The organism is Pseudomonas sp. Mn2068, from assembly GCF_049319725.1.
Taxonomy (GTDB): Bacteria; Pseudomonadota; Gammaproteobacteria; order Pseudomonadales; family Pseudomonadaceae; genus Aquipseudomonas; species Aquipseudomonas gingeri.
The window spans coordinates 572271-596271 of record NZ_JBMOUG010000003.1 but is presented as its reverse complement, the minus strand read 5'-3'; the positions used below and the strand labels follow the sequence as shown (position 1 = coordinate 596271).

Below are 24001 nucleotides of genomic sequence, written 5' to 3'. Positions count from 1 at the left end.
GTGTGTAAGCGCTGTGAGGCGTTGAGCTAACCTGTACTAATTGCCCGTGAGGCTTGACCATATAACACCCAAGCAATTTGCTACTCCAAGCTGAAAGGCGAAAGAGACCAGATTGCGGTGTATGAAGACGAAACGAACCGAAAGTTTGCGGCTCACAAAGCACCGAATATCGATCACATACCCGATTTGCTGAAGCGCGGCCCCTGGCCACGACTCGGTACCCGAATTTCTTGACGACCATAGAGCATTGGAACCACCTGATCCCATCCCGAACTCAGCAGTGAAACGATGCATCGCCGATGGTAGTGTGGGGTTTCCCCATGTGAGAGTAGGTCATCGTCAAGATTAAATTCCGAAACCCCAATTGCGAAAGCAGTTGGGGTTTTGTTTTTGCGCTGCCGAACGGTCCTGTGGCAGCCCGACAAATTTGCACAGTTATTTTCGAGCCGGCCCACTAGAATAGGCTCAATCTTTTACAGAGCCTGAGCCTCTATTTATGCCGGATCCGGTTGACACTCCCCAGGTGTCTGAACTGCCCCTGGAGGAGCTGGTGGCTTGTCACGAATGTGACCTGCTGATGCGCAAGCCCCAGCTCGGACTGGGTGAAAAAGCCCAATGCCCGCGCTGTGGTTATGAGCTGTACGCCCACCGCCACAATGTCGTCGAGCGCAGCCTGGCCCTGGTGATCGCGGCCCTGTTGCTGTACGTCCCCGCGAACTTTCTGCCGATCATGCAACTCAATCTTCTGGGACGCTCTTCCGAGGACACGGTGTGGAGCGGCGTGCTGGGCCTGCATAACACCGGCATGACCGGCATCGCCGTCGTGGTGTTCCTGTGCAGCATGGGCATTCCGCTGCTCAAGTTGCTGTGCCAGCTGGCGGTGTTGCTGAGCATCCGCTGGGACATCGGGCGCAGCTACGGCCTGCTGCTTTATCGCATTTATCACCATCTGCGTGATTGGGGCATGCTCGAGGTCTATCTCATGGGTGTGCTGGTCGCCATCGTCAAGCTGGCGGATCTCGCGGAGTTGAGCCTGGGCCTTGGCCTGGCCTGTTTTGTCAGTCTGTTGTTGGTCCAGGTACTGCTGGAGGTGGTGATGTCACCTCATCAGATCTGGCAGGCGTTGTCGGGAGAAGATGAACATGCGGGCGATTGATGCGGGCATCCTGATCTGTACGGAATGCCACGAGCTGAACCGGCAGGAGCCGGACGCCGACGAACAGGTCTGCACCCGTTGCGGTGCGCTGGTACACCCGCGCCGCCCGAACAGCCTGATGCGCACCTGGGCACTACTGCTGACCTCGGCCATTCTCTATATCCCGGCCAATATGCTGCCGATCATGACCATCAGTTCCCTGGGCAAAGGCGATCCCAGTACCATCATGGCCGGTGTCATCGTCCTGGTGCAGCACGGCATGTTCCCGATCGCCGCCGTGGTGTTTGTCGCCAGTATTCTGGTACCCACGTTCAAACTGGTGGGCATTGCCCTGCTATTGTTCTCGGTGCAGCGCCATCAGCCGCTGTCGGCCCGGCAGCGGATCATCATGTACCGTTTCATCGAATTCATTGGCCGTTGGTCAATGTTGGATATTTTCGTGATCGCCATCCTGGTGGCGGTCGTGAACTTCGGAAGAATTGCCAGCGTCGAGGCCAATCTCGGCGCGGTGGCCTTTGCCAGTGTGGTGGTGTTGACGATGCTTGCTGCAGTAACTTTTGATCCCCGACTGATTTGGGACAACACGGAGTCGGACGACGACCATGAGTGATTTGCCAAAAGCCAAAACCCGTCCGGCCTCGAACTGGTCGGCCATCTGGGTCCTGCCGCTGATCGCCCTGATCATTGGCGGCTGGCTCGGCTGGCGGGCCTATAACCAGACCGGTATCGAAATCCAGGTTCGTTTCGAGAGTGGTGAAGGCATCCAGGCCAACAAGACCGAAATCGTCTACAAGGGCATGCCGATCGGCAAGGTCAAGGCGCTGACCCTGGACGCCGAAGGCTCCACCAAAGGCGTAGTGGCCACCGTCGAGATGAACAAGGATGTCGAATCGTCCCTGCGCACCAATACCCGCTTCTGGCTGGTGAAGCCGAGCGTCACCCTGGCCGGTATCACCGGCCTGGAAACCCTGGTCTCCGGTAACTACATCGCCGTCAGCCCCGGCGATGGCGAGCCCTCGCGCAAGTTCAAGGCCCTGTCCCAGGAGCCGCCGCTGTCGGATCTCAAGCCAGGCCTGCACATCACCATCAAGGCCGAACGCCTGGGCTCGCTGAACCGTGGCAGCCCGGTGTTCTACAAGCAGATCCAGGTTGGCCAGATCAAGAGCTTCGCGTTGTCCCCGGACCAGAACATGGTTGAGCTCAAGGTCTTCATCGAGCCCGCCTACGCCAACCTGGTGCGTAAACACACGCGTTTCTGGAATGCCAGCGGCATCAGCATCGACGCCAACCTGTCCGGCGTGAAGGTCCGTAGCGAATCGCTGGCCAGTATCGTTGCCGGAGGTATCGCCTTCGCCACCCCGGAGAACCGCAAGGACAGCCCGCCCACCGATCCGAGCCTGCCGTTCCGTCTCTACGAGGACTTCGACGCCGCCCAGGCCGGGATCCGCGTGAAAGTGAAGCTCAGTGACTTCGAAGGCTTGCAGGCCGGGCGCACCCCGGTCATGTACAAGGGGATCCAGGTCGGTAGCCTGAAGACCCTGAAGATCGATCCCGACCTGACCAGCGCCAACGCCGAATTGACCCTCGATCCCCTGGCCGAGGACTACCTGGTGGATGGCACCCAGTTCTGGGTGGTCAAGCCGTCGATTTCCCTGGCCGGCATCACCGGCCTGGAGGCCCTGGTCAAGGGTAACTACATCGCCATTCGCCCCGGCGACAAGGGCGGCCATCCACAGCGGGAGTTCGAGGCCCGGGCCAAGGCGCCGCCGCTGGACCTGCGTTCCCCCGGCCTGCACCTGGTGCTGTTCACCGACAACCTCAGCTCCCTGGAGGTCGGCAGCCCGATCCTCTACAAGCAGGTCAAGGTCGGTTCGGTGCAGAGCTACCAGTTCTCCCGTGACCGCAAGCAGGTGGTCATCGGCGTGCATATCGAGAAAGAGTACGAGGGCCTGGTCAACGCCTCGACCCGTTTCTGGAACGTCAGTGGCATCACCCTCACCGGTGGCCTGACCGGCGGCATCCAGGTGAAAAGCGAGTCATTGCAGACTCTGATCGCCGGGGGCATCGCCTTCGAGACGCCGCAGGAGAAAGCACCGCTGAAGAGACGCATCCCGCGTTTCCGCCTGTTCGCCAACCATGACGACGCCCAGCAGCAAGGCACCGTGATCACCATCCGGGTCGATCGTGCCGACGGCCTGCGCAGTGGCACGCCGGTCCGCTTCAAGGGGCTGGATGTGGGCAAGATCGAAAGCGTCGGCCTCAGCGACGATCTGCAATCGGTGCTGCTGTCGGCACGGATTACCGAAGTGCCGGACAGGATCGCCCGGGTCGGTAGCCAGTTCTGGGTGGTCAAGCCGGAACTGGGGCTGATCAAGACCGCCAATCTCGAAACCCTGGTGAGCGGGCAATACATTGAAGTGCAGCCGGCGGCCAGGAAGCAGGGCCCGCAGAAGGACTTCGTTGCGCTGAAGCAGGCCCCGGAGACGGTAGCCGCGGAAGCCGGCCTGAGCCTGACCCTGAGTGCCGCCCGCCGCGGCTCGCTGAAGGAAGGCGTGCCGGTGACCTATCGCGAAGTGACCGTGGGCAAGGTCACGGGGTACGAACTGGGCGCCACGGCGGACCGGGTGCTGATCCATATCCTGATCGAGCCGCGTTATGCGCCGCTGGTGCGCACTGGCAGCCGGTTCTGGAATACCAGTGGGTTCGGTGCCGATTTCGGCCTGTTCAAGGGCGTGACGGTGCGTACCGAGTCGCTGGAGACGCTGATCCAGGGCGGGATTGCCTTCGCCACGCCGGACGGCGAGCGGATGGGCAGCGCGGCGCGACCGCAGCAGACCTTCCCGTTGTTCGACAAGTTCGAGGACGAGTGGCTGACCTGGGCGCCGAAGATCACTCTCGGTAAATAACACCGCCTGTGGGAGCGGGCTTGCCCGCGAAGCAGGCAACGCGGTGCTATCTGGCAAACCGCGTCATCGTTCTTCGCGGGCAAGCCCGCTCCCACAGCAGAGACGAAGGCCTGCGGAATCAGGCCTCGTCCAGTTCCGGCTCCGAGGCTTCGCTCTGCAGGGTCGCCCTGACCTGATCGTGGCGACGGATGTACTTCCAGTCCGCCTCGTCGATATAGATCCCGTTGGGTCCGCTGCCGCCTTCCAGGTCGATGGCCACATGGGCCGAGACCTGCGGCTTGACGCTCGCCAGGATCGGCACGAAGCCCAGTTGCAGGCTGGTTTCCAGCAGCGCCGCCTGGTTCTTCTCGTCGATATCCGCGGCCTCGTCGAGGTAGTACGGCAAGCGCACGCGCCCGGCCTGGTCGCGGTCCATCAGGTGCAGCAACAGGTACATGTTGGTCAGCGCCTTGATGGTCATGGTGGTGCCGTTGGAAGCGGCGCCGTCGATATCGGTGTGGATCACCGGCTGGCCATGTACCTTGGTGATCTCGAACGCCAGTTCGAACAGGTCCTTCAGGCCCAGCTGGTTGTGGTTGGCCGCCACCAGCCGCGCCAGGTATTCCTTGGCCTCTTCGTTCTTGTTGTCCTGCTCGGCGCTCTGGCTCAGGTCGAACACCGACAGCGTCTCGCCTTCTTCGTACTGGCCGGCGCTGTGGATGATCTGGTCGATATGCTTGAGCGCTTCCTTGTTCGGGGCCAGGACGATGCGGAAACTCTGCAGGTTGGAGACCTGGCGCTTGTTGATCTCGCGGTTGAACAACGCCAACTGGTGCTCGAGGCTGTCGTAGTCGCTGCGGATATTGCGCAGGGTCCGGGCGATGTCGGTTACCGCCGCGCGGCGGGCCTTGCCCAGGGTCAGGGCTTCGTCGGTGCGGTGGTCATAGGCGTTGATCAGCAGTTGCAGGCGCCGCTCGACATCGTCTTCGCTGTCGAACTTGGCCACGCCCTTGAGGCGGACCTGGGCATACAGCGCTTCAATCTGCCCGTCGACCCGCTGCAGGCCCTGCCAGCTGTCCTGATAGTCGTTGAGCAGCGGCAGCAGGTTGTCCATGGAGTCGTCGACCGGGTCCATGAACGGCGTACCGAACGGCAGGTCCGCCGGCAGCAACTGGCGACGGCGCAGGGCATCGTCGAGGGTGCGTTGCTTGGCCTCCATGTCGCCGATCTGCCGGCCGACCAGTTGCAGCTTGGCCGAGAGCTGCTGGACGCGCTCGGTAAAGGCGTCGCTGGAGCGCTTCAGTTCGTCCTGGGCGGCTTCCATCTGTGCCAGCTGTTCCAGCTTGTCGCCTTCCTCGGCCCCGAGGGTTTCGGCGCGACGGAAGTCTTCCAGGGCCTTCTGCGCATCCAGCACCTGCTGGTACAGCGCTTCGGTCTGCGTCTTGCTCGCCGCGCGGTCGGCGGCCACGGCCTGCTGGGTCTTCAGTTGCTTGAGCTCCTTGTCCAGGCGCTCCTTCTGATCGCGCAACGCGGCGCGATCCGCCAGGGCCTGGAGCGCCGGCGGCTCGATATGCGACAGGTCGATGGACAGGCCCGGCACTTCGAAGCGCTCGCCCTTGAAACCGTCGAGGATCAGTTCCAGCGACTTGACCCACTCGCCGTCGTCGTCCAGCGCAATGCCGTGCTCGCCCAGCGGCAGGCTGAACAGGGCGCTGTTGAACAGGCGCATCAGGCGCTCGACATCCTGCTGCGAGAACTCTTCGCGCAAGCGTGCGTAGCTGTTGTTGTCCGCGTGGTCGAGCTGCTGCTTGACCGACTTCAGGCGTTTTTCCAGATCGCGCAGGCGCTCTTCCAGATCCTCGGCACTGAACTGCCGGGACTGGGCCAGGGCACCGGCCAGTTCGTCGTGGGCATCCTTGGCGGCCAGCAGTTGCTGTTCCAGGACCTTCACGTCGTCGACCAGGGCAAAGCGATGCCTGAGCACCGACAACTCGCCGAGCCAGCGCTGGATACCGCTGATTTCCCGCTCCAGGCGCATCAGCTCCTGGGTACTGCCGCGCTGGTCGTTCTGTAGCGCGTCCTGCTCGTTGCGGTAATGCTCGGACTGGATCAGCAGCTCTTCCTTGCGCGCACTGGCGTAGTCCGACCAGGTGCCCAGCAACGAGTCCAGCAACGGCGAGATCCGATGCAGCTTGCCGCGCAGGACATCACGCGAACGCACCCCGGCGGCCAGGGCCTCGACCAGCGGGCCGGCGGCCACCAGCGAGTTGTAGTCCTGCTCCATGCGCCGCACATCGCGGAAGGCCTCTTCGCAGGCGGCGATATAGTCGACGCTGCCGGAACGCAGGCTGTGCTCGAAGGCATCGAGGAACAGCTGCTTGAGCTTGGCCGCGGTGATTTCGCGCATGTGCAACAGGTTGATGAACAGGGCGCGGAAGGTCTTCAGGCTCTGTTCGCTGGTGGAGCGCAGCGGGATCAGGGTCAGGTCCAGCGGGATCGACGTGTGCCCGCCGACCAGCAGGCGGCGCAGTTCATCAGGCTTGAGTTCGTAGGCTTTCAGGCCGTTGCGCTCAAGGTTGTTGAACAGCTCTTTCTGGCGCAGGCAGGTGTCGTCTTTCTGGTAGTGGGCCAGGTCCAGTTGTCCGGCATAGGCGAAGAACTGGTGACCGAAGCCACCGCCCGGACCGCGGCCGACCACGCCGATCACGTGCGGGCCGTGGGGCAGGGCGACTTCCACGAGGATGTAGCTGGTGTCGCTGGCGAAGTAGAAACGGCGCGACTGTTCCAGGCTGTATTTGCCGAAGCTCATGTCCGACATGCGGGCCAGGATCGGGAACTGCAAGGCGTTGATCGAAGCCGATTTGCCGAGGTTGTTCGCCCCGTAGACCGACAGCGGGTGTTCGAGGGGAAACAGCCCGAGGCTGTAGCCGGCCGTGTTCAGCAGGGCGAAGCGGCGAATACCGTAGCGTTCCTGGCTCATGCGTCCATCTCCTGTTGCTCGGCGGCGATGGCACGGGCCAGCGCCTGCTCTTCACTTTCTTCCTGCGGTTCGGCGAATTCGCTGAGGTCCAGCGGATCATCGGTTTCCAGCAGCTTCTCGTCGCTGTCGTCATCCACCAGTACCGGCGTCGGCAACGGCAGCACGCTGTGCAGGCTGGCGGCCATGTCGCGGTCCTGCTGGACCGACAGGCAGACATCGAGGAAACGGTGCATCGGCGGCAGGAAGCGGTACAGGCCGGGCTCTTCGAGGGCAAAACCGAGCTGGGTCATGCGGCGCATGATCTTTTCTTCCAGCTCGTCCTGGGTGGTGACTTCGGCCTGGACGAACAGGTCGCGGTACTTGTCCAGCAGCGATGGCAGTTCGTCACGACCGAGGCTGCCACCGTCGAGCACGGCGATCGGGTCGCGACCCTGGTCAGCCAGGTGTTCCACCAGGATGAAGGTGAACAGTGCCAGGCGCTGGGCGGTCTTGTTCACCTGGGCGGCGGCATTGTCCGGGACGAAGTAGTAGAAACCACGGGTATCGCAGACCAGTTCGAAGCCCAGGGCCTTGAACAGCGTGCGGTACTGGTCCTGGAAGTTCGACAGTTGCGCGTACAGCTCCGGGTCGCGGCGGCTGACGTGGTAACCCTTGAACAGCTCGCGAAAGATCGGCGCCAGCTGGGACAGTTCGGAAAGATCAAGATGCATGGGGTGTGCTCGCGGAATTCTCGGCGGTTTCTTCAACACGCGAGAGCAGGGCGAAGGAGCGCAGGCTGACCTGATGCTCCTGTGTGTAGTAGTCGCGGCGTTCGAGACGTTCGCGCTGGAAACGCTTTTCCCGCGACAGGCGCGAGAACCAGTACAGCAATTCGTCGGTGGCGCCGTCCGGCTCCTGTTCCAGCAGCCAGCTCATCAGGTCCGGCATCGGCAGGGCGTCGGTGCAGCGTTCGAGCATTTCCTTGACCGTGCGCGGTGCCCGTGGCGACTCGCCGCCCTTGGACGACTTGTGTGCCTTGGGGAAGCGCGACGGCTTGGCCTCGAAGCGGGCGAGGGCGTAGACATAGGCTTCGACCTGCCCGGAGCTGCCGAGAAAGGTGCTCTGCGGCCGGGTGAACATCGGCATGGCCGCTTGCGGCACGGCGTCCAGGCCCTTGCGGCGGATCACCGACAGCGCCAGGGCCGCGCCACGGGTCACGGCATTGTGCCGACGCGCTTCTTCACGCAGCGGCAGCAGCAGTTCGCGGGCATGACGCAGGGTCAGCTGGGCGCTGGTCTGCATCTCCAGGATCCGCGCGTGGGTGCGCAGCAGCATGTCGTCGTCCACCAGGTGGCCGAGGCGCTGCTGTTCGCTGAGCATGCGCAGCAGGACGTTCTCGACCTTGCGCACGCCCTGTTCGAAGGCGCCGTCGGCATTCACCAGCTGGATCATCGGCTCGACGTATTCGTCCCAGGTCGCCAGGACCTCGGCGTAGCGCTGGCGCAGCGGGATCTGCCGGTCGCTGGTCTTGGCCCGCTCGGCGACGGCCACCAGGGCCTGTTCGTCGTTGGCGAGTTTTTTCAGGACGTCGCGCACGCGCATGTCGAGCAGGCGCAGCTGGCGGGCCAGGTCGTTGCCGTCGCGGATATCGAAGGCGTCCTGGATATACCCGGCCAGGCGCTCGAGGTGGCGCAGGTACGCTTCGATCTCCAGGCACAGGCCCAGGCGGTGCTCGCGGCGCAGGTAGGCCAGGAAGTCATGGATCTGCGCATTCAGCTCGAAACGGTTCGGGCTTTTCGCCACCGGGACCAGGATGTCGAGGCGAATCCATACGTCCAGCAGGCTGGTGATGTCCTGGGGCGTGCTGTCCAGTTGCTGGGCGGCCAATTGTTGACGCAGCTCACCGAGGCTCAGGGTGCCTTGGTCGAAGTGTTCGCACAGGGGCTCCAGAAGGGCCCAGTGCTCGGCGAGGGCGCGCAAGACGCGCTTGGGTTCGATCATGGGAGAGGCCGGCTGGTTGGCAAATTAAAAGGAGCGATTGTACTGCATGACGCGCCCGATTTATCCCCAGGTGATCAGAGGACAGGTGTTGTTGCGATCAACAGCGGGCGATCTTCGCCGAAGAACGGTAGAATCCCGGTCTTCAACTTATCCACAGATGGCCGCCCCTTGCTTATCGAGTCCCGCCGCCGCGCTTATCTGACCGCCATGCAGGTGGTCCATTGGCTGCCCCGTACCGAACTGCCGTTCGCCGCGCCGTCGCGCCCGGAGCTGTTTGTCGAGCCGGAGCCGTTGGTCGAGGCGCCGCCGGCGGTGCCGGAGGTGCGAACCGTCGCCGAACCCGCGGCCAGGCCGGCCGAACGGCCGAAAATCGAGGTGCCGCGGCCATCACCGGCCAACCGGGCGGAAAGCAAGCCGGCGGTCGTTGCCGAAGAGGCACCGGCACCGGCCAAGGTGGCCCAGCTCCCGCCACCGCGTTTCTCCCTGCAATTGCTGCGGGCGGGGCGTTGCCTGCTGCTGGTGGAGCTGGTGACCGGCCAGGCCTTCCAGAGCCGCGATCCGTCCTACCTGTTGCTCAAGGACATGTTGCGCGCCGCGGGCCTGCCGGATGTGCCGCAGATCATCGGCGAGCCGGTGCGCTGGCCGTTGCTGGCGCGCGGCAACCTCGACCAGGGCCCGGACCGTGCCCGAGAGTTCGTCCAGGGCTTTGTCCAGGCGCGCCTGGAAGAAGGCGAATGCGCCTGCCTGTGGCTGATCGGCCTGCCGGCGGTGCGTTTTGCCGGGGAGGCCAACGCCGAATCGTACAACCGCGAACTCCAGGTCGAAGGCCTGGGTTCGGCCTGGGCGCTGCCCGGCCTGGAATTATTAATGGAAGAGCCACAGCGTAAGGCTGATGTCTGGCAAGCCATGCGTCGGCTGATGGCGCGTTGGAAAAGCGTTGATGAGTGATGCAATCAGTTTTCGCCTGGCCACCGAGGCCGACCTGGAGGCGATCCTCAAGGTCGAATATGCGGCGTTCAGTCATCCCTGGACCCGTGGCATCTTTACCGACGCCCTCAAGTCCTACAAGGTCTGGCTGATGTTCGAAGGCAGCCAGCAGGTGGGGCACGGGGTGATCCAGGTGATCATCGACGAGGCGCATCTGCTCAATATCACCGTCAAGCCGGAAAGCCAGGGCCGTGGCCTGGGGCTGCGACTGCTCGAAGAGCTGATGAAGCAGGCCTATGACATGGGGGCCCGCGAATGCTTCCTGGAGGTTCGCGACAGCAACCAGACGGCGTATCGTCTGTACGAGCGCTACGGTTTCAATGAAGTCGGGCGACGGCGCGACTATTACCCGGCGGTCGGTGGGCGCGAGGATGCATTGGTCATGGCCGCCACCCTGGTCGACTGAGCCCGGTCGAATGGCATTTGTCGCGATCGCGGGCGTGACCCCGACCGACGGTCGGTTGTCACAGCTGTGCATCATTCTCGAGGCCTTACAGCATGAACGAACTACAAGACCTGATTGATAACAACGAGCGCTGGGCCGCTGCGATCAAGGAAGAGGACCCGGAGTTCTTCGCCAAGCTGGCACGCCAACAGACTCCGGAGTTCCTCTGGATCGGCTGTTCCGACGCGCGGGTGCCGGCCAACGAAATCGTCGGCATGTTGCCGGGCGACCTGTTTGTCCACCGCAACGTGGCCAACGTGGTGCTGCACACCGACCTCAATTGCCTGTCGGTGATCCAGTACGCGGTGGATGTACTCAAGGTCAAGCATATCCTGGTCACCGGCCACTACGGTTGTGGCGGTGTGCGCGCGTCGATGCAGGACCGCCAGTTCGGCCTGATCGATGGCTGGCTGCGCTCGATTCGCGATCTTTATTACGAGAATCGCAAGGCGCTGGCGCAGTTGCCGACCGAGGAAGAGCAGGTCGACCGCCTGTGCGAGCTGAACGTCATCCAGCAGGTGGCCAACGTCGCCCACACCAGCATTGTCCAGAACGCCTGGCATCGCGGGCAGAGCCTGTCGGTGCACGGTTGCATCTACGGGATCAAGGATGGTCGCTGGAAGAGCCTGGACACCACCATCAGCGGCTTCGAGCAATTGCCGCCGCAGTATCGGCTGCGGCCTGTCGACGCGCCCTAGGCTGATCGCAGGAGCCGGCTTGCGGGCGATGCAGGCGACGTGGTCTGACAGAACACCGCGTCGATACCATCGCCGGCAAGCCAGCTCCTACACAGGACGGGGTCTGGCCACGGACTATCGGCAAGCCTGGGACCTTGTAGGAGCCTGGCTTGCCAGCGATAGCGGTGCAAGCCGCGCCGCCGCTTTCGCTGCGATGCGGCTTCCCTGGAAGCCGGCTCCCACAGGGTAATCTCCCGCAGGACCCGGCGTTGCTTGCTTTGCTCAGATATGCGGCACCGCGGTCATCGGCGTTGGCGCCGGTGCCCGCAGTTGCTGGAGCTCGGTCTTGATCGACGGCGTCGCGCATTTCTTCTCGGCGTCGGCTTCGCTCAGGTTGCGCACCGAGACATAGAACAGCTCACAGGTTTTTTCCTTGTTGGTCACCTGCCAGTTCTCGGTACAGCTCTTGAGCTGGGCCGATGGATCGCTGCCCGGCTTCTGGCCCATTCCCGCCTGCCAGCAGGCGGCGCTCAGGTCCTGGCCCATGACCTTCAGGCCCGCGGCATCGGCCTTGGCCTGGTCGCCGCCATAGCTGGCCGGATCCGCCGCATACCAGATATAGCTCGGATGGTTGGAGCCCAGGACCGGCACCTTGACGCCGGCGCTCGGGCTGATCTCGGCCAGGCCGAGCACCGCGACCGTCGCGCCATACTGCTGCTTGATCCAGTTCCGTACCGGTGCGCCGAAGGCCACCATCGGTAGCGCGGTGCCCTTGGCGGTCACGCTGACTTCCTTGACCATGGTGGTCTGGTAGTCGGTGAAATACCCGTAGACCCCTTCCAGGGTACTGCCGGCGTTGGACGGCGCGGCAATCGGCGCGATGTCGACGATGGTCTGGTAAGCCGGTGTCTGGTCGGCGGGGATGCCGTTGTCGGTCAGCAGCTCGGCCCAGCGGTCGGTGGTTTTCGACTCCAGGTAGTCCTGGGCCTGGGTCAGCGAGTAATCCGGCGGGAAATGCAGCAGTTCGACGCTCTTGCGGTTGTCCAGGGCCATGCCCAACGGCAGGAACAGGTACCAGCTGTATTCCCACTTGCCGTCGGCATTGAGTTTCGAGGCGCCCTTGTAGGCCAGGTCACCGGCATCCAGCAGGGCCGCCAGCGGTTTGTCGTAGCCGTTCGGAACGCCGCTGAAGTGGGCGTACAACTGGCCGTTGTCAGTTTTCACCGTCACCTTGGCGTCCTTGTAGCCGTCGCGTTGCACGCTCTGGTTCAGGTAGTGCTCGGCGGTCTGCTCCAGGGTCCAGTTGCGGTAGCAGATGACGTTGCAGTTGTTGGGGTAGGCGAACAGTTGGGTGACCCGTTCGGTGCTGCCCAGCTTCAGGTCGACATCGGCGTGGGCGCTGGCCATGCCCAGGGTCAGCGCGGCGAGGGTGGACGACAGTACTGCGAGTTTCGACATGCTCAGATCCTTTTCAGCGTGAGCCCCATGGTGGGGGTAGGTACATACTGGTACAGATTTGTCCTGGATGCCTCTTTTGCCGTCCCGACCCGGCACTAGCTCGGGCGGGTCAGCGGAAAACCGGGGTAGATGAAGATGCAGGTCACCGTCACGCCCAGCATGATCAGGAAGAAGCCCAGTTGCGCCGGGCTCCACTGGGTCCAGTGCAGGACGGCCTGCAGGGGCCGCTGCCAGCCCGATGCCGGTCGTTCGGCACCACGCCGTGAGTGATCGAACAGACCGATCAGGCCGACGCCGACAAAGGTCCCGAGCCCCAGGGCGCCCAGCGCGGCCCAGAAACAGAGGGCCAGGACCGCCTGCGGCACGCCGTGGCGCAGCACCAGCCAGTAGCCGTTCGGGTTGATCCGCCGGGGCAGCAGGCGCTGGCTCAATTGCACATCCTGGACGATGAACCTCGAACTCAGGGTCAACCAGCGCGGCATCAGGAACCGTCCGACCCAGACCGGAATCAGCGCCCAGGTGCCAGCCAGCATCAGCGTGACCCAGCTCGACTCGCCGTGGAGGACTTTCTGCGCCAGCAGGGGCAGGAAATGCAGGAGCAGGGCCAGCGCCGAGGCCGCCCACAGCCAGCTCCAGCTATTGCCCGGCACGGGCCGCGGGGTGAACTCGCGCCAGAAGAACACGTCCGGGTCGGGCAGGCGTTCGAGCAGCGCCGGGTACTGGTAGGCCAGGGTTTCGGCCAGTTGCTGGCAGGCTTGCCATTCCGCCGCCTCGAAACGTTGGTACAGCGCCATCTGCTGGGCGCGGGTCAGGGGCATCAGCAGCAGGTGCGCGGCCAACTGGTTGGCGTTCCAGGGTTGTGGGTTCTGTGCCTTGGCCAGGAGCTGTTGATAAAAACCTTCCTGTTCGCAGCGCTGGATCAGCGCGCGCCAGACCCAGGCCGGCTCCGGCGTGACGCCCGTGCGCTCATCCCAGCCGAACAGCTGACAGACCCGTTCGAACAGCGGCAGGCTCCAGCGGGTTTCGTGGAGCAGTTGCAGGATGAGGTGTTGCCACTCCTGCCGGTGGTCGAAGACCTGCAGCCAGGGTAGCCCGCTGTAGAGTTTCAGCTGATTGACGAATTCACGCTCGCGCCCGGCTTGCAGGTGATCCTGGAGCACCTGGCGGTATTCCTGCATCAGTCTCGCCGCCTGCCCGGGCGTCAGCCATTCCTGCTGCTGCACGACCTCGGTGGGCAAGGTGTCGTGGCGGGATACTTCGCTGACAGCGACGGGCGCCGCCACCGACAGCTCGGCAACGTCTTCGTCGTCATCCCGCCAGCGGACAATTTCCAAGGCGTCTTCGTACGCTTCGCGCAAGCGCTGGAAACCTTCGGCGTCATCATCCGGCCGGGTGGTTTTCAGCAGCCGCGCATAGCTGCGCTTGATGCTGCGCTGATCGGCGTCGTCGGGCAGTTGCAGTATCGACCAACAGTCCATGTCACCGTCCCCTCAATGCCAGATGCCGTTGTCGAGTCGGTCCAGGTGTTCGCTCAGCTCGCTGCGGGCCTCGCGGATCCGTCGTTCGTCCTGGGTCTCGAGTACCTGCTGGAAGTGCCCGGCCCACTGGCCGATACGCTCGCGCAACTCGCCCAGGCTTTCCTGGTAGAGCCGCTCCAGGCGTGCGGTCAGCACAGTGTTCACTTGCTGATCGCGTGGGTGCACCTTGAGCAGGGCGAGGGCCTGCAGTCGCTGCTGGATTTCCTCCGGCGTGAGTACCCCGGGGTTGTTCTCGATGATCAGCGAATGCTGTTCGCCGGTCAGCGGGACACTGACCTGGGCTTCGAGCAGACCGTTGTTGTCATAGGTGAAACGCACGTCCAGGGCGACATCGCCGGCCTTGCGCTTGGGCACCGGCATTTCCAGCTCGCCAAGGAACACGTTGTCGCGCACCAGGCGGCTTTCGCCCTGGTAGATCTTCAGCTTCACCACTTCCTGGTTGTCGTGCAGGGTGTACACGCTCTTGACCCGGCTGACCGGGACAATGCTGTTGCGCTCGATGATCGGCAGATAGTGCCCGCTTTCGATCTGCTGGCCGTATTGCTGGGACGTCTCGATACCCAGGGTGTAGGAGCAGACATCGGTCAGCACCACCTCTTCCAGGGCCGCCGAGCGGGCCTTGAGCGCGGCCTGGATCGCCGCGCCATGGGCCACCACTTCGTCGGGGTTGAGGCTGATGGACGGGAAGCGTCCGAACAGTCCGGCCGCCAGCTTGCGCACCAGCGGCATGCGCGTGGTGCCGCCGACCAGGAGGATTTCATCGAGGTCGCTGACACGGATCCGGGCATCGCGCAGGGCCCGCTCGATCGGGCCGCGCAGGCGTTCCAGCAGCGGTGCGTAGAGATCGGCCAACTGCGGCTGGGTGAAGGTATGGCTCCACTGCCGGCCATCCACCCGCAGGGTGAACTCGGCGCTGGCGTCCTGGCCCAGGGCCTTGCGCACCCGTTCGGCTTCACGGCGCAGCGGCTGGAGCACGCTGGTCCGTTCCGGGAAGTCCGCTGCGCTGCGCTGGCTGTCGACAAAGCGTTCGAGCAGGACCGCGTCGAAATCCTCGCCGCCGAGAAAGTTGTCACCGGCGCTGGCGCGAACTTCCATGACGCCGTCGAACAGTTCGAGGATCGAGACGTCGAAGGTCCCGCCGCCGAGGTCGAAGACCAGGAACGAGGTTTCCTTGTCCCGCTGGTGCAGGCCGTAGGCGAGGGCGGCGGCGGTGGGTTCGTTGATCAGCTTTTCGACTTTCAGCCCGGCCAGTTCGCCGGCGATCCGCGTGGCCTTGCGCTGGGCATCGCTGAAGTAGGCCGGAACACTGATCACCGCTTCGTGCACGGTCTCGCCGTAGGCGCGTTCGACGTCTTCCTTGAGGCTCTTGAGCACCAGTGCGGAAAGCTCTTCCGGGCGGAACAGACGATCACCCAGGCGCACTTCCTGGGCGCTGCCCATATGCCGCTTGAACAACGCGGTGGTGCTGCGCGCATGGGTGTGCAGGCGCTCCTTTGCCGCCTGGCCGACCAGCACCCGGCCTTCATCATCGAGACCGACCACGCTCGGGGTCAGGAACTGGCCGAGGGCATTGGGCACCAACTCACTGGCTTCCCCGCGCCAGACGGCGACGAGGCTGTTGGTGGTCCCCAGGTCAATCCCTACGATCATTGCGGCGAACTCCCTTTACGGTCGGTAAAAAGCGGAAACAGAATAATATCCAGTCAGGATATTACCGGAGTGATGAAGGGGTAAAGGAGATAGTGGCGCAAGGCCATTATTTGCGACGAGATGGGAAGCGTTGCTGTCGGTGGGTGATCGTTCCCACGCTTTGCGTGGGCCTGCAGCCGTGATGCAGAGCGTCACGACCGCGGACGCGGAGCGTCCAATGAGGCATTCCCACGCGGAGCGTGGGAACGATCATCGGGCCAGGCGCTTGCGTCAGGCGGTAAAGCGCAACGCGTTGGTCAGGTCGCCCATCGGTTTCTGGCCACGGGCAGTCATCGCCGCGTCCCGCTCCTTGAGGCCATCGAGTTTTTCCAGCTGGAAGACCCGGGTGATCAGGCGCAGGATCGAGGCGGTGTCATACACCGTATGGTCCACCGTGCCCTTGCGGGCGAACGGCGACACCACCAGGGCCGGAACCCGGGTGCCCGGGCCCCAGCGATCGCCTTGCGGCGGTGCCACGTGGTCCCACCAGCCGCCGTTCTCGTCGACCGTGACCACCACCACCATGTTTTTCCATTGCGGGCTTTCGCGCAGCACTTTCAGGGCCCGCACGATATGCCGGTCACCGGCCGCCACGTCGGCATAACCGGCGTGCATGTTCAGGTTGCCCTGGGGCTTGTAGAAGGTCACCGCTGGCAGTTTGCCCGCCGCGGCGTCGGCGAGAAACTTGTTGGTGCTGGTCTCGTCGCCCAGACCGCCATCGCGCAGGCGCCTGGCCCGCTCGCCCGGATTTTCCGGGCCCTGGCGGGTGAAGTAGTTGAACGGCTGGTGGTGATACTGGAAGTTCGGGATCTTCGGAATGCCGCCCGAGTCCTTGAATTGCTCCAGGGTCACCTGCCAGGCACCGGCGTACCAGGCCCAGTCGATATTCTTCTTCGACAGCTTGTCGCCGATATGGTCGTGGGTCTGCGGCACCAGTACGGTCGGCAGGTCCGGCTTGGCGTAGTCCGGGCGCTCGGGGTCGCGGATCCAGGTCGGCCAGTACGGCGGAGCCATGGTGTTCACCGCATAACCATCGGGTGTCAGCGCGCTCGGCCCGAATTGCGGCGGGCCGCTCATGGCGCTGGCGGGGGATTTTTCCAGCGGCATCAGGCGCGGGTCGGTCGGATCGTCGCTCTGTACCTTGGCGATCTGTGGCTTGGCTACCGAATTGGCGGCGTCTGGATAGAACGGCACCTTGGCGCTGATCAGGTACTGGTGGTTGAGGAACGAACCGCCAAAGGCTCCCTGGAAGAAGTTGTCGCAGAGCACGAACTCCTTCGCCACGTCCCACAGGCGCAACGAATAGCGGGTCTGGGCGTAGTAACCCATGGTCAGGCCACCGGAGTCGGCCCAGGCGACGAAACGGTCGTTCTTGCCACCATTGATCTGCATCTGGTTCTGGTAAAACACGTGCCACAGGTCGCGGGTCACCACCCCCAGGGGCAGGTCTTCGCCGCTCGGGCCCTTGAGCGCGTAAGGCGCGTTGGGCAGGTTTTCCTGGTACTGGGTTTCCACCGGGTAGGTCACGCCATCGAGGCTTTGCGGGCCGACCTGGACCACGCCACCCCAGGCCGGCGGCAAGGTCTGCAGCAGGCTGCCGTCGCGGTCGTATTGCTGATAGTCCGCGGGCTTGAGGGATGAGAGAGGCTTCTCGACACCCGGAAAATCACCGAACAGGTTGTTGAAGCTGCGGTTCTCGGCATAGATCACCACCACGGTCTTCACCTGGTCCTGCAGGGCCTTGTCCAGCGCCGCGCCCGACAACTCCTCGGCCGGCGGCTGCTTGCCCGGATCACTCGACGAGCCGCAGGCACTCAGGGTCGCGCCCACGCCCAGCACGGCGACACCGCCGAGAAAGCGGCGGCGACTGGTATCGGTGGGGGTATCGGCGGCGTCGGTCTGCGACTGCTCGAGGTCTTTCTCGTCACTCATCCTGGGTTCCTGCTGGCTGGGTTAGACGTAACAAAATATTTCGCATCGCACGCTAGCAACGCAATGTGACAGAACGGCGATGGCCGTCCAGCCGGCCAGTATGCCGATTGCGGTGGGGGGAGGGCAGTCGTGGCGTTATGCCTCGTAGGGCTCAACGTGTCGATCGGCAGTCGTGCTCTTGCTCCAGCCCGCTGTTAGACTGAAACCTGTCTGGCCTCTTTCGAGAATGCACCTCATGAAACCTTCTGCCGCGCTGGAGCTTAAACGAGTCGCTGTGCGTGAAGTTGTCGGTCGCTTTCATACTGCCAATCCCAGGGTTTTTGGTTCGGTCCTGAGTGGCACCGATAAAGAGGGCAGTGACCTCGACTTATTGGTGGACGCGTTGCCAGGGGCGACCTTGTTCGACTTGGGCGGCTTGCAGATCGAATTGGAGGATTTACTTGGGGTGTCCGTCGATTTGCTGACCCCAGCCGATCTTCCGGTGAGGTTCCGCGAGCAGGTTTTGGCTCAGGCTTGCCCGGTATGACCGATAATCGATTGGGCGATTATCTTGAGCACATGCGGCAAGCGAGTGTGGACAAACCGCATTACCGCAATTATTGAAGTGCCTGCCGAATGAGTCTGAGAACCCAGGCTGATCGTTGCTGTTCCGAGCAGCAATGATCAGCCCTCCAGAAGGTTTCAGCTAAGGCATTACCGGCCCGCTATAGGCCAGGGTCGTCCCCAGCGCCCAGAGCAGGAACAGCACCAGCGGCGCATGCACCAGCAACTGCACGAACGAGAAGCCGATCAGGTCCCGCGCCTTCAAGCCCAGCACGCCCAGCAGCGGCAGCATGTAGAACGGGTTGATCAGGTTCGGCAGGGCTTCGGCCGCGTTGTAGATCTGCACCGCCCAGCCCAGGTGATACTTCAGTTCGTTGGCGACCTGCATCACATACGGCGCCTCGATGATCCACTTGCCACCGCCGGACGGGATGAAGAAGCCCAGTACCGCCGAGTACACGCCCATCAGCAGGGCGTAGGTATCGTGGGACGCGATCTGGGTGAAGAAGGTCGAGATGTGATGGGCCAGGGTCTGGGCGTCGGCCCCCTTGACCGTGGTCATCAGCGCCGCGATCGAGCCGTACAGCGGGAACTGGATCAGTACCCCGGTGGTGGTCGGCACCGCCCGCGACACCGCGTCGAGGAAGCTGCGCGGCCGCCAGTGCAGCAGGGCACCGACCATCAGGAACAGGAAGTTGTAGGTGTTCAGGCCCGAGATGGCGCTGATCGCCGGCTTGGTCGAGAACTCATGGAACAGCCAACCGGCGGCCAGCAAGGCCAGCAGGATGGTCAGCAACGGACTGTGTTCCAGCCACTCGCCGGGACGTGTGCGCGGGCTCAGCGGCGGCAGGTTGAAGCTCGGATCGACCCCGCAGGCCTTGGCATCGCGGGCCGAATTCGGGCCGGGGGCGGTGGCGTAGGCGACGGCCAGCGAGACCACGATCAGGGCCAGCAACAGGGCCCCGGACTGCCAGAGGAAAATGGTCTGGGTGAACGGAATCACCCCGGTGATCGACAGGATCGACGGCGGCAGGCTGGCCGGGTTGGCCTGCAACTGCGCGGCGGACGACGACAGGCCCAGGGCCCATACCGCACCGAGACCGAGGTAGGCGGCGGCGCCGGCGGCGCGGTAGTCCATGCGCAGGTCGGTACGGCGGGCGAGGGCACGTACCAGCAGGCCGCCGAACACCAGCGACAGGCCCCAGTTCAGCAGCGAGGCGACCATGGAAATCAGCGCCACCCAGGCCACGGCGGAACGACCGTTCTTCGGGATCCGCGCCAGGCGGTCGATCAGTTTCACCGCGGGCGGCGAACTGGCGACCACATAACCGCCGATGACCACGAAGGCCATCTGCATGGTGAACGGGATCAGGCTCCAGAAACCGTCGCCGAAGGCCATGGCGGCATCGGTCGGCTTGGCGCCCATGGCCAGGGTGCCGAGGGCGACGATGATCACCGCCAGCGCGGCGAACACCCAGGAGTCGGGAAACCAGCGCTCGGCCCAGTTCGAGCAGCGCAGGGCAAAGCGGGCATAGCGGCTTTCATCAATGACAGCGGCCACGGAAGTACCTCGTTTTTTTTATGGTTGTCAGGAGGTCGAGCGCTCCAGGTGGAGGCACTCGAGAACTGCGCAAGAATGCGTCAATCGGGGCCCGCTGCAAAGCGGTACAGGTTCCGGTACCCGTTGGTTTCGGTTGTCGAAAAACGGAACCGGGCACGCAGTTTTCTGCTAAAAAGTGACCCGCAGGCAGGTTTGAGGTTGTGGTTGCAGGCAACTGCACTAACCTTGGCCGGTCGCGAGCCGCGTAATAACGGGCTTGCCTGAGTGTTTTTCGTACAGTCCCGGACAGCCGGTAGTGCTGCTTCCGAATACGGTATCCAGAGTCCTTTTATGACCGTTGATTCTTATCCGCGAAATCGCCGCTTTTCCCGGTCCGACTACAAGACCCTGGGCCTGGCCGCGCTGGGCGGTGCGCTGGAAATCTACGATTTCATCATCTTCGTGTTTTTCGCCCTGACCCTCAGTCAGTTGTTCTTCCCGCCGGAAATGCCCGAGTGGCTGCGACTGCTGCAAAGCTTCGGGATCTTTGTCACCGGTTACCTGGCCCGGCCGCTGGGCGGCATCCTGATGGCGCACTTTGCCGACCGCCTGGGGCGCAAGCGCGTGTTCAGCCTGAGCATCCTGATGATGGCCTTGCCCTGCCTGTTGATCGGGGTGATGCCGACCTATGCCCAGATCGGTTACTGGGCACCGCTGTTGCTGTTGTTCCTGCGGGTGCTGCAAGGCGCGGCGGTGGGCGGCGAGGTACCCAGCGCCTGGGTCTTCGTGGCCGAGCATGCACCGCCGGGACATCGCGGTTATGCCCTTGGCGTGCTGCAGGCTGGGCTGACCTTCGGTTATCTGCTCGGCGCGCTGACGGCCACCTTGCTGGCGCGGGTCTACAGCCCTGCGGAGATTCTCGATTTCGCCTGGCGCCTGCCCTTCCTGCTCGGCGGTGTGTTCGGGGTGATCGGCGTCTGGTTGCGCCGCTGGCTCAGCGAGACTCCGGTATTCATGGCCCTGCAGGCCCAGCGTGCGGCCGGCGGCGAACTGCCGTTGCGGGCGGTGCTGCGCGATCATCGTCGTTCGATCTTCCCGGCGATGCTGCTGACCTGCGTGCTGACTTCGGCGGTGGTGGTGCTGGTGGTGATCACTCCGACCGTCATGCAGAAAACCTTCGGCATGAGCGCCAGCCACACCTTTGCCCTGAGCAGCCTGGGTATCGTGTTCCTGAATATCGGTTGTGTCCTCGCCGGTCTGCTGGTGGACCGTATCGGCGCCTGGCGCGCGGTGCTGTTCTACAGCCTGCTGCTGCCGGTGGGCGTGGCACTGCTGTACGCCTGCCTGATCAGTGGCGGTGCCTGGATCAACCTGGCCTATGCCCTGGCCGGACTGGCCTGTGGCGTGGTGGGGGCGGTCCCGTCGGTGATGGTGGGGTTGTTTCCGAGCCGGATCCGCGTGTCCGGCATTTCGTTTACCTACAATATTGCCTACGCTCTCTGGGCGAGCACCACGCCGTTGCTGCTGATCGGCCTGATGCCCTGGAGCCCCTGGGTCTGCGTGGGGTATTGCCTGGTGATGGGCACGGTCGGGGTCCTGACGGCGCTGTTTTTTGGTGGACGGATCGCCATGAGTGCCGATTCGCAGCCTTGCACCGGGCATTGAAGATCAACCGGTGGAATCCGGTTTTTTCGAGGAGGTTGACGTTCTGACATTCTGGACAGGACAACGCACGGAGTGGCGGCGTCGGTTCAGGCATTTTCCCGCAAGAGGCATTTCGAAATGGATTTTCGTGTACTGCTGCTGGCCGTGGGCATCGCCCTCGGCACTTCCTTGGCGGCACCGTTGGCAGGATCAGCCGGCGGGCCGTTTCCCGGACACCTGTTGCCTGGGGCATGGCGTTCGCCGGTCTTGCCCCCTTGTCCACAGGCGCAAACGCCGCACTGTGTCAGTCCCATTGTCCAGGCAGCGTTCGTGCGGCAGTCTTCTTCGCTGAAAAATGCGGTGTTTCGCAGCGTGCTCCATAACCCGCGGACCGAAGCCAACCGGCAGGCCGAAGGCGTGCGATTCAGTGGCCATATCGATGAACTGCCACTGAAGGAGCATTTGCCAGTGTGGGTGTTCTGAGCCGGATCAACGGGTTTCCGTGACTTTCTTGAGAAAGCGCGGCTGATCGGGATTGCGCCCACGCAACTCGGCCAGTTTCGCCGCCATCAGATAGAACCCCTGGATCATGGTGAAGGGCTCCAGCAGCGGATGGACGGTGGCAACGCTGGGCAACTCCACGCCGGGCGTGCCAGGCGGTGCCACGACCATGACCTGGGCCCCGCGCAGGCGCATATCCTCGGCGAATGCCAGGGTCCCGGCCTGTTCCGGTCCGGAGGGGGCGAACACCAGCACCGGATAACCGGCCTCGATGATTTCCATCGGACCATGGCGCACTTCGGCGCTGGAAAAGGCTTCGGCCTGGATGCCCGAGGTCTCCTTGAGTTTCAGCGCCGCTTCCTGGGCAATCGGCAGCGCCGGGCCGCGCCCGATGACTATCATCTTGTCGGCGGTCTGCAACACCTTCAGCGCCAGTGACCATTCTTCATTGGCCACTGCGGCCAGGGCCCCGGGCAGGCTGTGCAGGGCGGCGCGCAAACCGCTGTCGTGGCCTCGCCGGGCGCCCAGAGCAGCGACGGTCTGGACACCGGCCATCAGCATCGCGACATAACTCTTGGTCGCCGCCACGCTCTGTTCCAGCCCGGCCGGCAACAGCACCTCGGCATCGCTGGCGGCGGCCAGCGGCGAACCGGCGGTGTTGACGAAGGCCGCGACGCTGGCGCCCAACTGCTTGAGATAGGCCACGCTGGCGATCAGGTCCGGGCTCTTGCCCGACTGGGACAGCGCCGCCACCCAGCATTTCTTCAAGCGCAGCGGTGGTTGTTGCAGGCTGACCAGCGACAGTGGGATCGACAGCCAGGGAATTCCCAGCTGGCTCATCATCGCGTAGCCGAAGAAAGCGGCGGCGTGATCCGAACTGCCACGGGCGACACTGATGATCAGTTCCGGCAGGTCGGCGGCCAAGCGGTCCGCCAGTGCGTTGATCGCGGTATCGTCGTCGAGCATGTGCTGCACGATGGCGGGGATCGACAGGGTTTCTTGGCGCATCAGCGACATAACAGGGTTACCTGGGTGCTTCAGCCACGCGGGCTGTCGGGTAGGGAAAGAAGGTCGCCGGGGATAAAACTCAGTCCGGCGGCGTCCATGGCCATGCTCAACGCGCCCCAGAGCGGCGCATCGTGAGTGAAATGGGCGGCGACGATCTGCGGTGGAAACGGCACCACCTGGCGGATCAACTGCTCGATCACCGGGGCCAGGGTCGATGCCTGGTGGAACAGGCCGCCACCAATCGCGATCCGACCGACGTCCAGCGCCACCGCGAGGTTGGCCACCTGCACCGCCATGCCGGCGATACGTTGTTCCAGGGCCTCGCGCACGGCGCGGTCGTCACTGGCGAACAGGTCCAGGGCGCGGTGGCCGTGGCCGAGCATTTCGTTCGCCAGCTGGGTCAGGGCGGTGCCCGAGAAGAACTCCTCCAGGGGCGCCGCGCCTTTTTCGTGGGTTCGCCACTGGTCGGCGCGCAGCGGATCGAGAAAGGGTTCCAGCATATAGCCGATCTCCATGGCCGCACCGTTACGGCCGCGAATCAGGCGACCGTTGGCGATGGCGGCGGCGGCGAGCCCGGTGCCGAGGTTGAGGTAGATCGCGTCATCGATGCCCACCAGCGAGCCCCAGCGTGCTTCCGCCAGGGCCCCGGCCTTGACATCGTTGTCGAGCATCACCGCCTCGGTGCCCAGGCCGCTGCCGAGCAGGGCCGGCAGGTCGAGGTCTTCGAAGCCCGGCGTATTTGGCGCCATCAACAGCCGGCTGCCGCGCACCACGCCGGGAAACACGGCGGCCACGCTGGCCACCGGCACGTCGCCAAAGTCGGCGACGCAGGCCCGGGCGGCCTGGAGGATGCGCTCCAGCGCCGGCTCGCCGCGCAGGCCGTCGGCATGGGTCGCCAGCCTGCGGGTGCTCAGGTGCTGGCTCGCCGGGTCATAACAGGCGACCTGGGTCTTGGTCCCGCCGACATCGATCGCCAGCAGCACACCTTGGGTGGGCGCCGTGGCGCCCGGGGTATTCAACGGCTCGAACATCGTTGCT

19 protein-coding genes and 1 rRNA gene are annotated in these 24001 nt (G+C 63.9%); 10 read left to right on the top strand and 10 right to left on the bottom strand.

Annotated features, from left to right (window positions below):
* Positions 1-229 precede the first annotated feature (229 nt).
* The 4 genes from rrf to ACL9RJ_RS10695 all read left to right on the top strand — a co-directional run bounded on the left by rrf (position 230) and on the right by ACL9RJ_RS10695 (position 4062).
* Positions 230-345, top strand: a 5S ribosomal RNA gene (gene rrf, locus ACL9RJ_RS10710).
* A gap of 151 nt (positions 346-496) precedes the next feature.
* Positions 497-1156, top strand: coding sequence for a paraquat-inducible protein A (locus ACL9RJ_RS10705; RefSeq protein WP_017123774.1), 660 nt, complete (start codon positions 497-499; stop codon positions 1154-1156).
* Positions 1143-1766, top strand: coding sequence for a paraquat-inducible protein A (locus ACL9RJ_RS10700; RefSeq protein WP_177119625.1), 624 nt, complete (start codon positions 1143-1145; stop codon positions 1764-1766). Before ACL9RJ_RS10705 ends, ACL9RJ_RS10700 begins: the two co-directional genes overlap by 14 nt.
* Positions 1759-4062 carry an MlaD family protein gene (locus ACL9RJ_RS10695; RefSeq protein WP_422765220.1) on the top strand — a complete coding sequence of 768 codons (2304 nt, stop codon included), beginning with the start codon at positions 1759-1761 and terminating at the stop codon, positions 4060-4062. Before ACL9RJ_RS10700 ends, ACL9RJ_RS10695 begins: the two co-directional genes overlap by 8 nt.
* Before the next feature lie 118 nt (positions 4063-4180).
* Here ACL9RJ_RS10695 and mksF read toward each other — a convergent pair whose 3' ends face one another.
* The 3 genes from mksF to mksB are packed head-to-tail and all read right to left on the bottom strand — an operon-like array spanning position 4181 to position 9001.
* Positions 4181-7021 carry an Mks condensin complex protein MksF gene (gene mksF / locus ACL9RJ_RS10690; protein WP_177119623.1) on the bottom strand — a complete coding sequence of 947 codons (2841 nt, stop codon included), beginning with the start codon at positions 7019-7021 and terminating at the stop codon, positions 4181-4183.
* Positions 7018-7731: an Mks condensin complex protein MksE gene (mksE, locus tag ACL9RJ_RS10685; protein WP_017123770.1), complete on the bottom strand. Its 714-nt coding sequence runs from the start codon at positions 7729-7731 to the stop codon at positions 7018-7020. The genes mksF and mksE overlap by 4 nt, the downstream gene beginning before the upstream one ends.
* Positions 7721-9001 (bottom strand): Mks condensin complex protein MksB, encoded by a 1281-nt coding sequence (mksB, locus tag ACL9RJ_RS10680; RefSeq protein ID WP_017123769.1) that lies wholly within the window; start codon positions 8999-9001, stop codon positions 7721-7723. Before mksB ends, mksE begins: the two co-directional genes overlap by 11 nt.
* A gap of 168 nt (positions 9002-9169) precedes the next feature.
* Here mksB and ACL9RJ_RS10675 point away from each other — a divergent pair, with 168 nt between their 5' ends.
* From ACL9RJ_RS10675 to can, 3 genes are all read left to right on the top strand, one after another.
* Positions 9170-9949, top strand: a complete 780-nt coding sequence (locus ACL9RJ_RS10675) for an energy transducer TonB (RefSeq protein WP_422765219.1) — start codon at positions 9170-9172, stop codon at positions 9947-9949.
* Positions 9942-10394 (top strand): ribosomal protein S18-alanine N-acetyltransferase, encoded by a 453-nt coding sequence (gene rimI, locus ACL9RJ_RS10670; RefSeq protein ID WP_017123767.1) that lies wholly within the window; start codon positions 9942-9944, stop codon positions 10392-10394. Before ACL9RJ_RS10675 ends, rimI begins: the two co-directional genes overlap by 8 nt.
* A gap of 92 nt (positions 10395-10486) precedes the next feature.
* Positions 10487-11131 (top strand): carbonate dehydratase, encoded by a 645-nt coding sequence (can, locus tag ACL9RJ_RS10665; protein WP_017123766.1) that lies wholly within the window; start codon positions 10487-10489, stop codon positions 11129-11131.
* Positions 11132-11392: 261 nt separating this feature from the next.
* Here can and ACL9RJ_RS10660 read toward each other — a convergent pair whose 3' ends face one another.
* From ACL9RJ_RS10660 to ACL9RJ_RS10645, 4 genes are all read right to left on the bottom strand, one after another.
* Entirely contained in the window at positions 11393-12568 is a 1176-nt protein-coding gene (locus ACL9RJ_RS10660; RefSeq protein ID WP_177085429.1) for a hypothetical protein, read from the bottom strand.
* Positions 12569-12663: 95 nt separating this feature from the next.
* Positions 12664-14046 (bottom strand): J domain-containing protein, encoded by a 1383-nt coding sequence (locus ACL9RJ_RS10655; RefSeq protein WP_212810554.1) that lies wholly within the window; start codon positions 14044-14046, stop codon positions 12664-12666.
* Between the two features lie 12 nt (positions 14047-14058).
* Complete coding sequence (locus ACL9RJ_RS10650; protein WP_017123762.1) at positions 14059-15756, bottom strand: molecular chaperone HscC; 1698 nt, start codon at positions 15754-15756, stop codon at positions 14059-14061.
* 270 nt (positions 15757-16026) lie between these two features.
* Positions 16027-17727, bottom strand: a complete 1701-nt coding sequence (locus ACL9RJ_RS10645; protein WP_017123761.1) for an acid phosphatase — start codon at positions 17725-17727, stop codon at positions 16027-16029.
* A 235-nt stretch (positions 17728-17962) separates the two neighbouring features.
* On the opposite strand from ACL9RJ_RS10645, the gene ACL9RJ_RS10640 reads away from it, so the two are divergent.
* On the top strand, positions 17963-18253 hold the full coding sequence (locus ACL9RJ_RS10640; protein ID WP_212810556.1) for a nucleotidyltransferase family protein: 291 nt from the start codon (positions 17963-17965) through the stop codon (positions 18251-18253).
* A gap of 159 nt (positions 18254-18412) precedes the next feature.
* Here the strand turns inward: ACL9RJ_RS10640 and ACL9RJ_RS10635 are convergent, their stop codons facing one another.
* The gene (locus ACL9RJ_RS10635; RefSeq protein ID WP_017123760.1) at positions 18413-19831 is read right to left on the bottom strand and encodes a short-chain fatty acid transporter; all 1419 of its coding nucleotides are present in this window, start codon (positions 19829-19831) and stop codon (positions 18413-18415) included.
* A 330-nt stretch (positions 19832-20161) separates the two neighbouring features.
* Between ACL9RJ_RS10635 and ACL9RJ_RS10630 the strand changes: the two genes are divergently transcribed.
* Complete coding sequence (locus ACL9RJ_RS10630; RefSeq protein WP_212810557.1) at positions 20162-21475, top strand: MFS transporter; 1314 nt, start codon at positions 20162-20164, stop codon at positions 21473-21475.
* Between the two features lie 117 nt (positions 21476-21592).
* A complete protein-coding gene (locus ACL9RJ_RS10625) occupies positions 21593-21937 on the top strand; it encodes a hypothetical protein (RefSeq protein WP_212810558.1) in 345 nt (114 codons plus the stop codon).
* 6 nt (positions 21938-21943) lie between these two features.
* On the opposite strand, the gene ACL9RJ_RS10620 is transcribed toward ACL9RJ_RS10625, so the two are convergent.
* The gene (locus tag ACL9RJ_RS10620) at positions 21944-22972 is read right to left on the bottom strand and encodes an SIS domain-containing protein (RefSeq protein WP_017123757.1); all 1029 of its coding nucleotides are present in this window, start codon (positions 22970-22972) and stop codon (positions 21944-21946) included.
* 20 nt (positions 22973-22992) lie between these two features.
* Positions 22993-23994: an ROK family protein gene (locus tag ACL9RJ_RS10615; protein ID WP_017123756.1), complete on the bottom strand. Its 1002-nt coding sequence runs from the start codon at positions 23992-23994 to the stop codon at positions 22993-22995.
* Between the last annotated feature and the right edge of the window lie 7 nt (positions 23995-24001).

What these genes read in the sequence shown, in the direction of transcription:
- mksF (WP_177119623.1), bottom strand. Translation starts at nt 7,021, where the DNA reads ATGAGCCAGGAACGCTACGGTATTCGCCGCTTCGCCCTGCTGAACACG.
- ACL9RJ_RS10645 (WP_017123761.1), bottom strand. Translation starts at nt 17,727, where the DNA reads ATGAGTGACGAGAAAGACCTCGAGCAGTCGCAGACCGACGCCGCCGAT.
- ACL9RJ_RS10705 (WP_017123774.1), top strand. Translation starts at nt 497, where the DNA reads ATGCCGGATCCGGTTGACACTCCCCAGGTGTCTGAACTGCCCCTGGAG.
- rimI (WP_017123767.1), top strand. Translation starts at nt 9,942, where the DNA reads ATGAGTGATGCAATCAGTTTTCGCCTGGCCACCGAGGCCGACCTGGAG.
- mksE (WP_017123770.1), bottom strand. Translation starts at nt 7,731, where the DNA reads ATGCATCTTGATCTTTCCGAACTGTCCCAGCTGGCGCCGATCTTTCGC.
- ACL9RJ_RS10630 (WP_212810557.1), top strand. Translation starts at nt 20,162, where the DNA reads ATGACCGTTGATTCTTATCCGCGAAATCGCCGCTTTTCCCGGTCCGAC.
- ACL9RJ_RS10695 (WP_422765220.1), top strand. Translation starts at nt 1,759, where the DNA reads ATGAGTGATTTGCCAAAAGCCAAAACCCGTCCGGCCTCGAACTGGTCG.
- ACL9RJ_RS10620 (WP_017123757.1), bottom strand. Translation starts at nt 22,972, where the DNA reads ATGTCGCTGATGCGCCAAGAAACCCTGTCGATCCCCGCCATCGTGCAG.
- ACL9RJ_RS10655 (WP_212810554.1), bottom strand. Translation starts at nt 14,046, where the DNA reads ATGGACTGTTGGTCGATACTGCAACTGCCCGACGACGCCGATCAGCGC.
- mksB (WP_017123769.1), bottom strand. Translation starts at nt 9,001, where the DNA reads ATGATCGAACCCAAGCGCGTCTTGCGCGCCCTCGCCGAGCACTGGGCC.
- ACL9RJ_RS10700 (WP_177119625.1), top strand. Translation starts at nt 1,143, where the DNA reads ATGCGGGCGATTGATGCGGGCATCCTGATCTGTACGGAATGCCACGAG.
- ACL9RJ_RS10660 (WP_177085429.1), bottom strand. Translation starts at nt 12,568, where the DNA reads ATGTCGAAACTCGCAGTACTGTCGTCCACCCTCGCCGCGCTGACCCTG.
- can (WP_017123766.1), top strand. Translation starts at nt 10,487, where the DNA reads ATGAACGAACTACAAGACCTGATTGATAACAACGAGCGCTGGGCCGCT.
- ACL9RJ_RS10650 (WP_017123762.1), bottom strand. Translation starts at nt 15,756, where the DNA reads ATGATCGTAGGGATTGACCTGGGGACCACCAACAGCCTCGTCGCCGTC.
- ACL9RJ_RS10625 (WP_212810558.1), top strand. Translation starts at nt 21,593, where the DNA reads ATGGATTTTCGTGTACTGCTGCTGGCCGTGGGCATCGCCCTCGGCACT.
- ACL9RJ_RS10615 (WP_017123756.1), bottom strand. Translation starts at nt 23,994, where the DNA reads ATGTTCGAGCCGTTGAATACCCCGGGCGCCACGGCGCCCACCCAAGGT.
- ACL9RJ_RS10640 (WP_212810556.1), top strand. Translation starts at nt 17,963, where the DNA reads ATGAAACCTTCTGCCGCGCTGGAGCTTAAACGAGTCGCTGTGCGTGAA.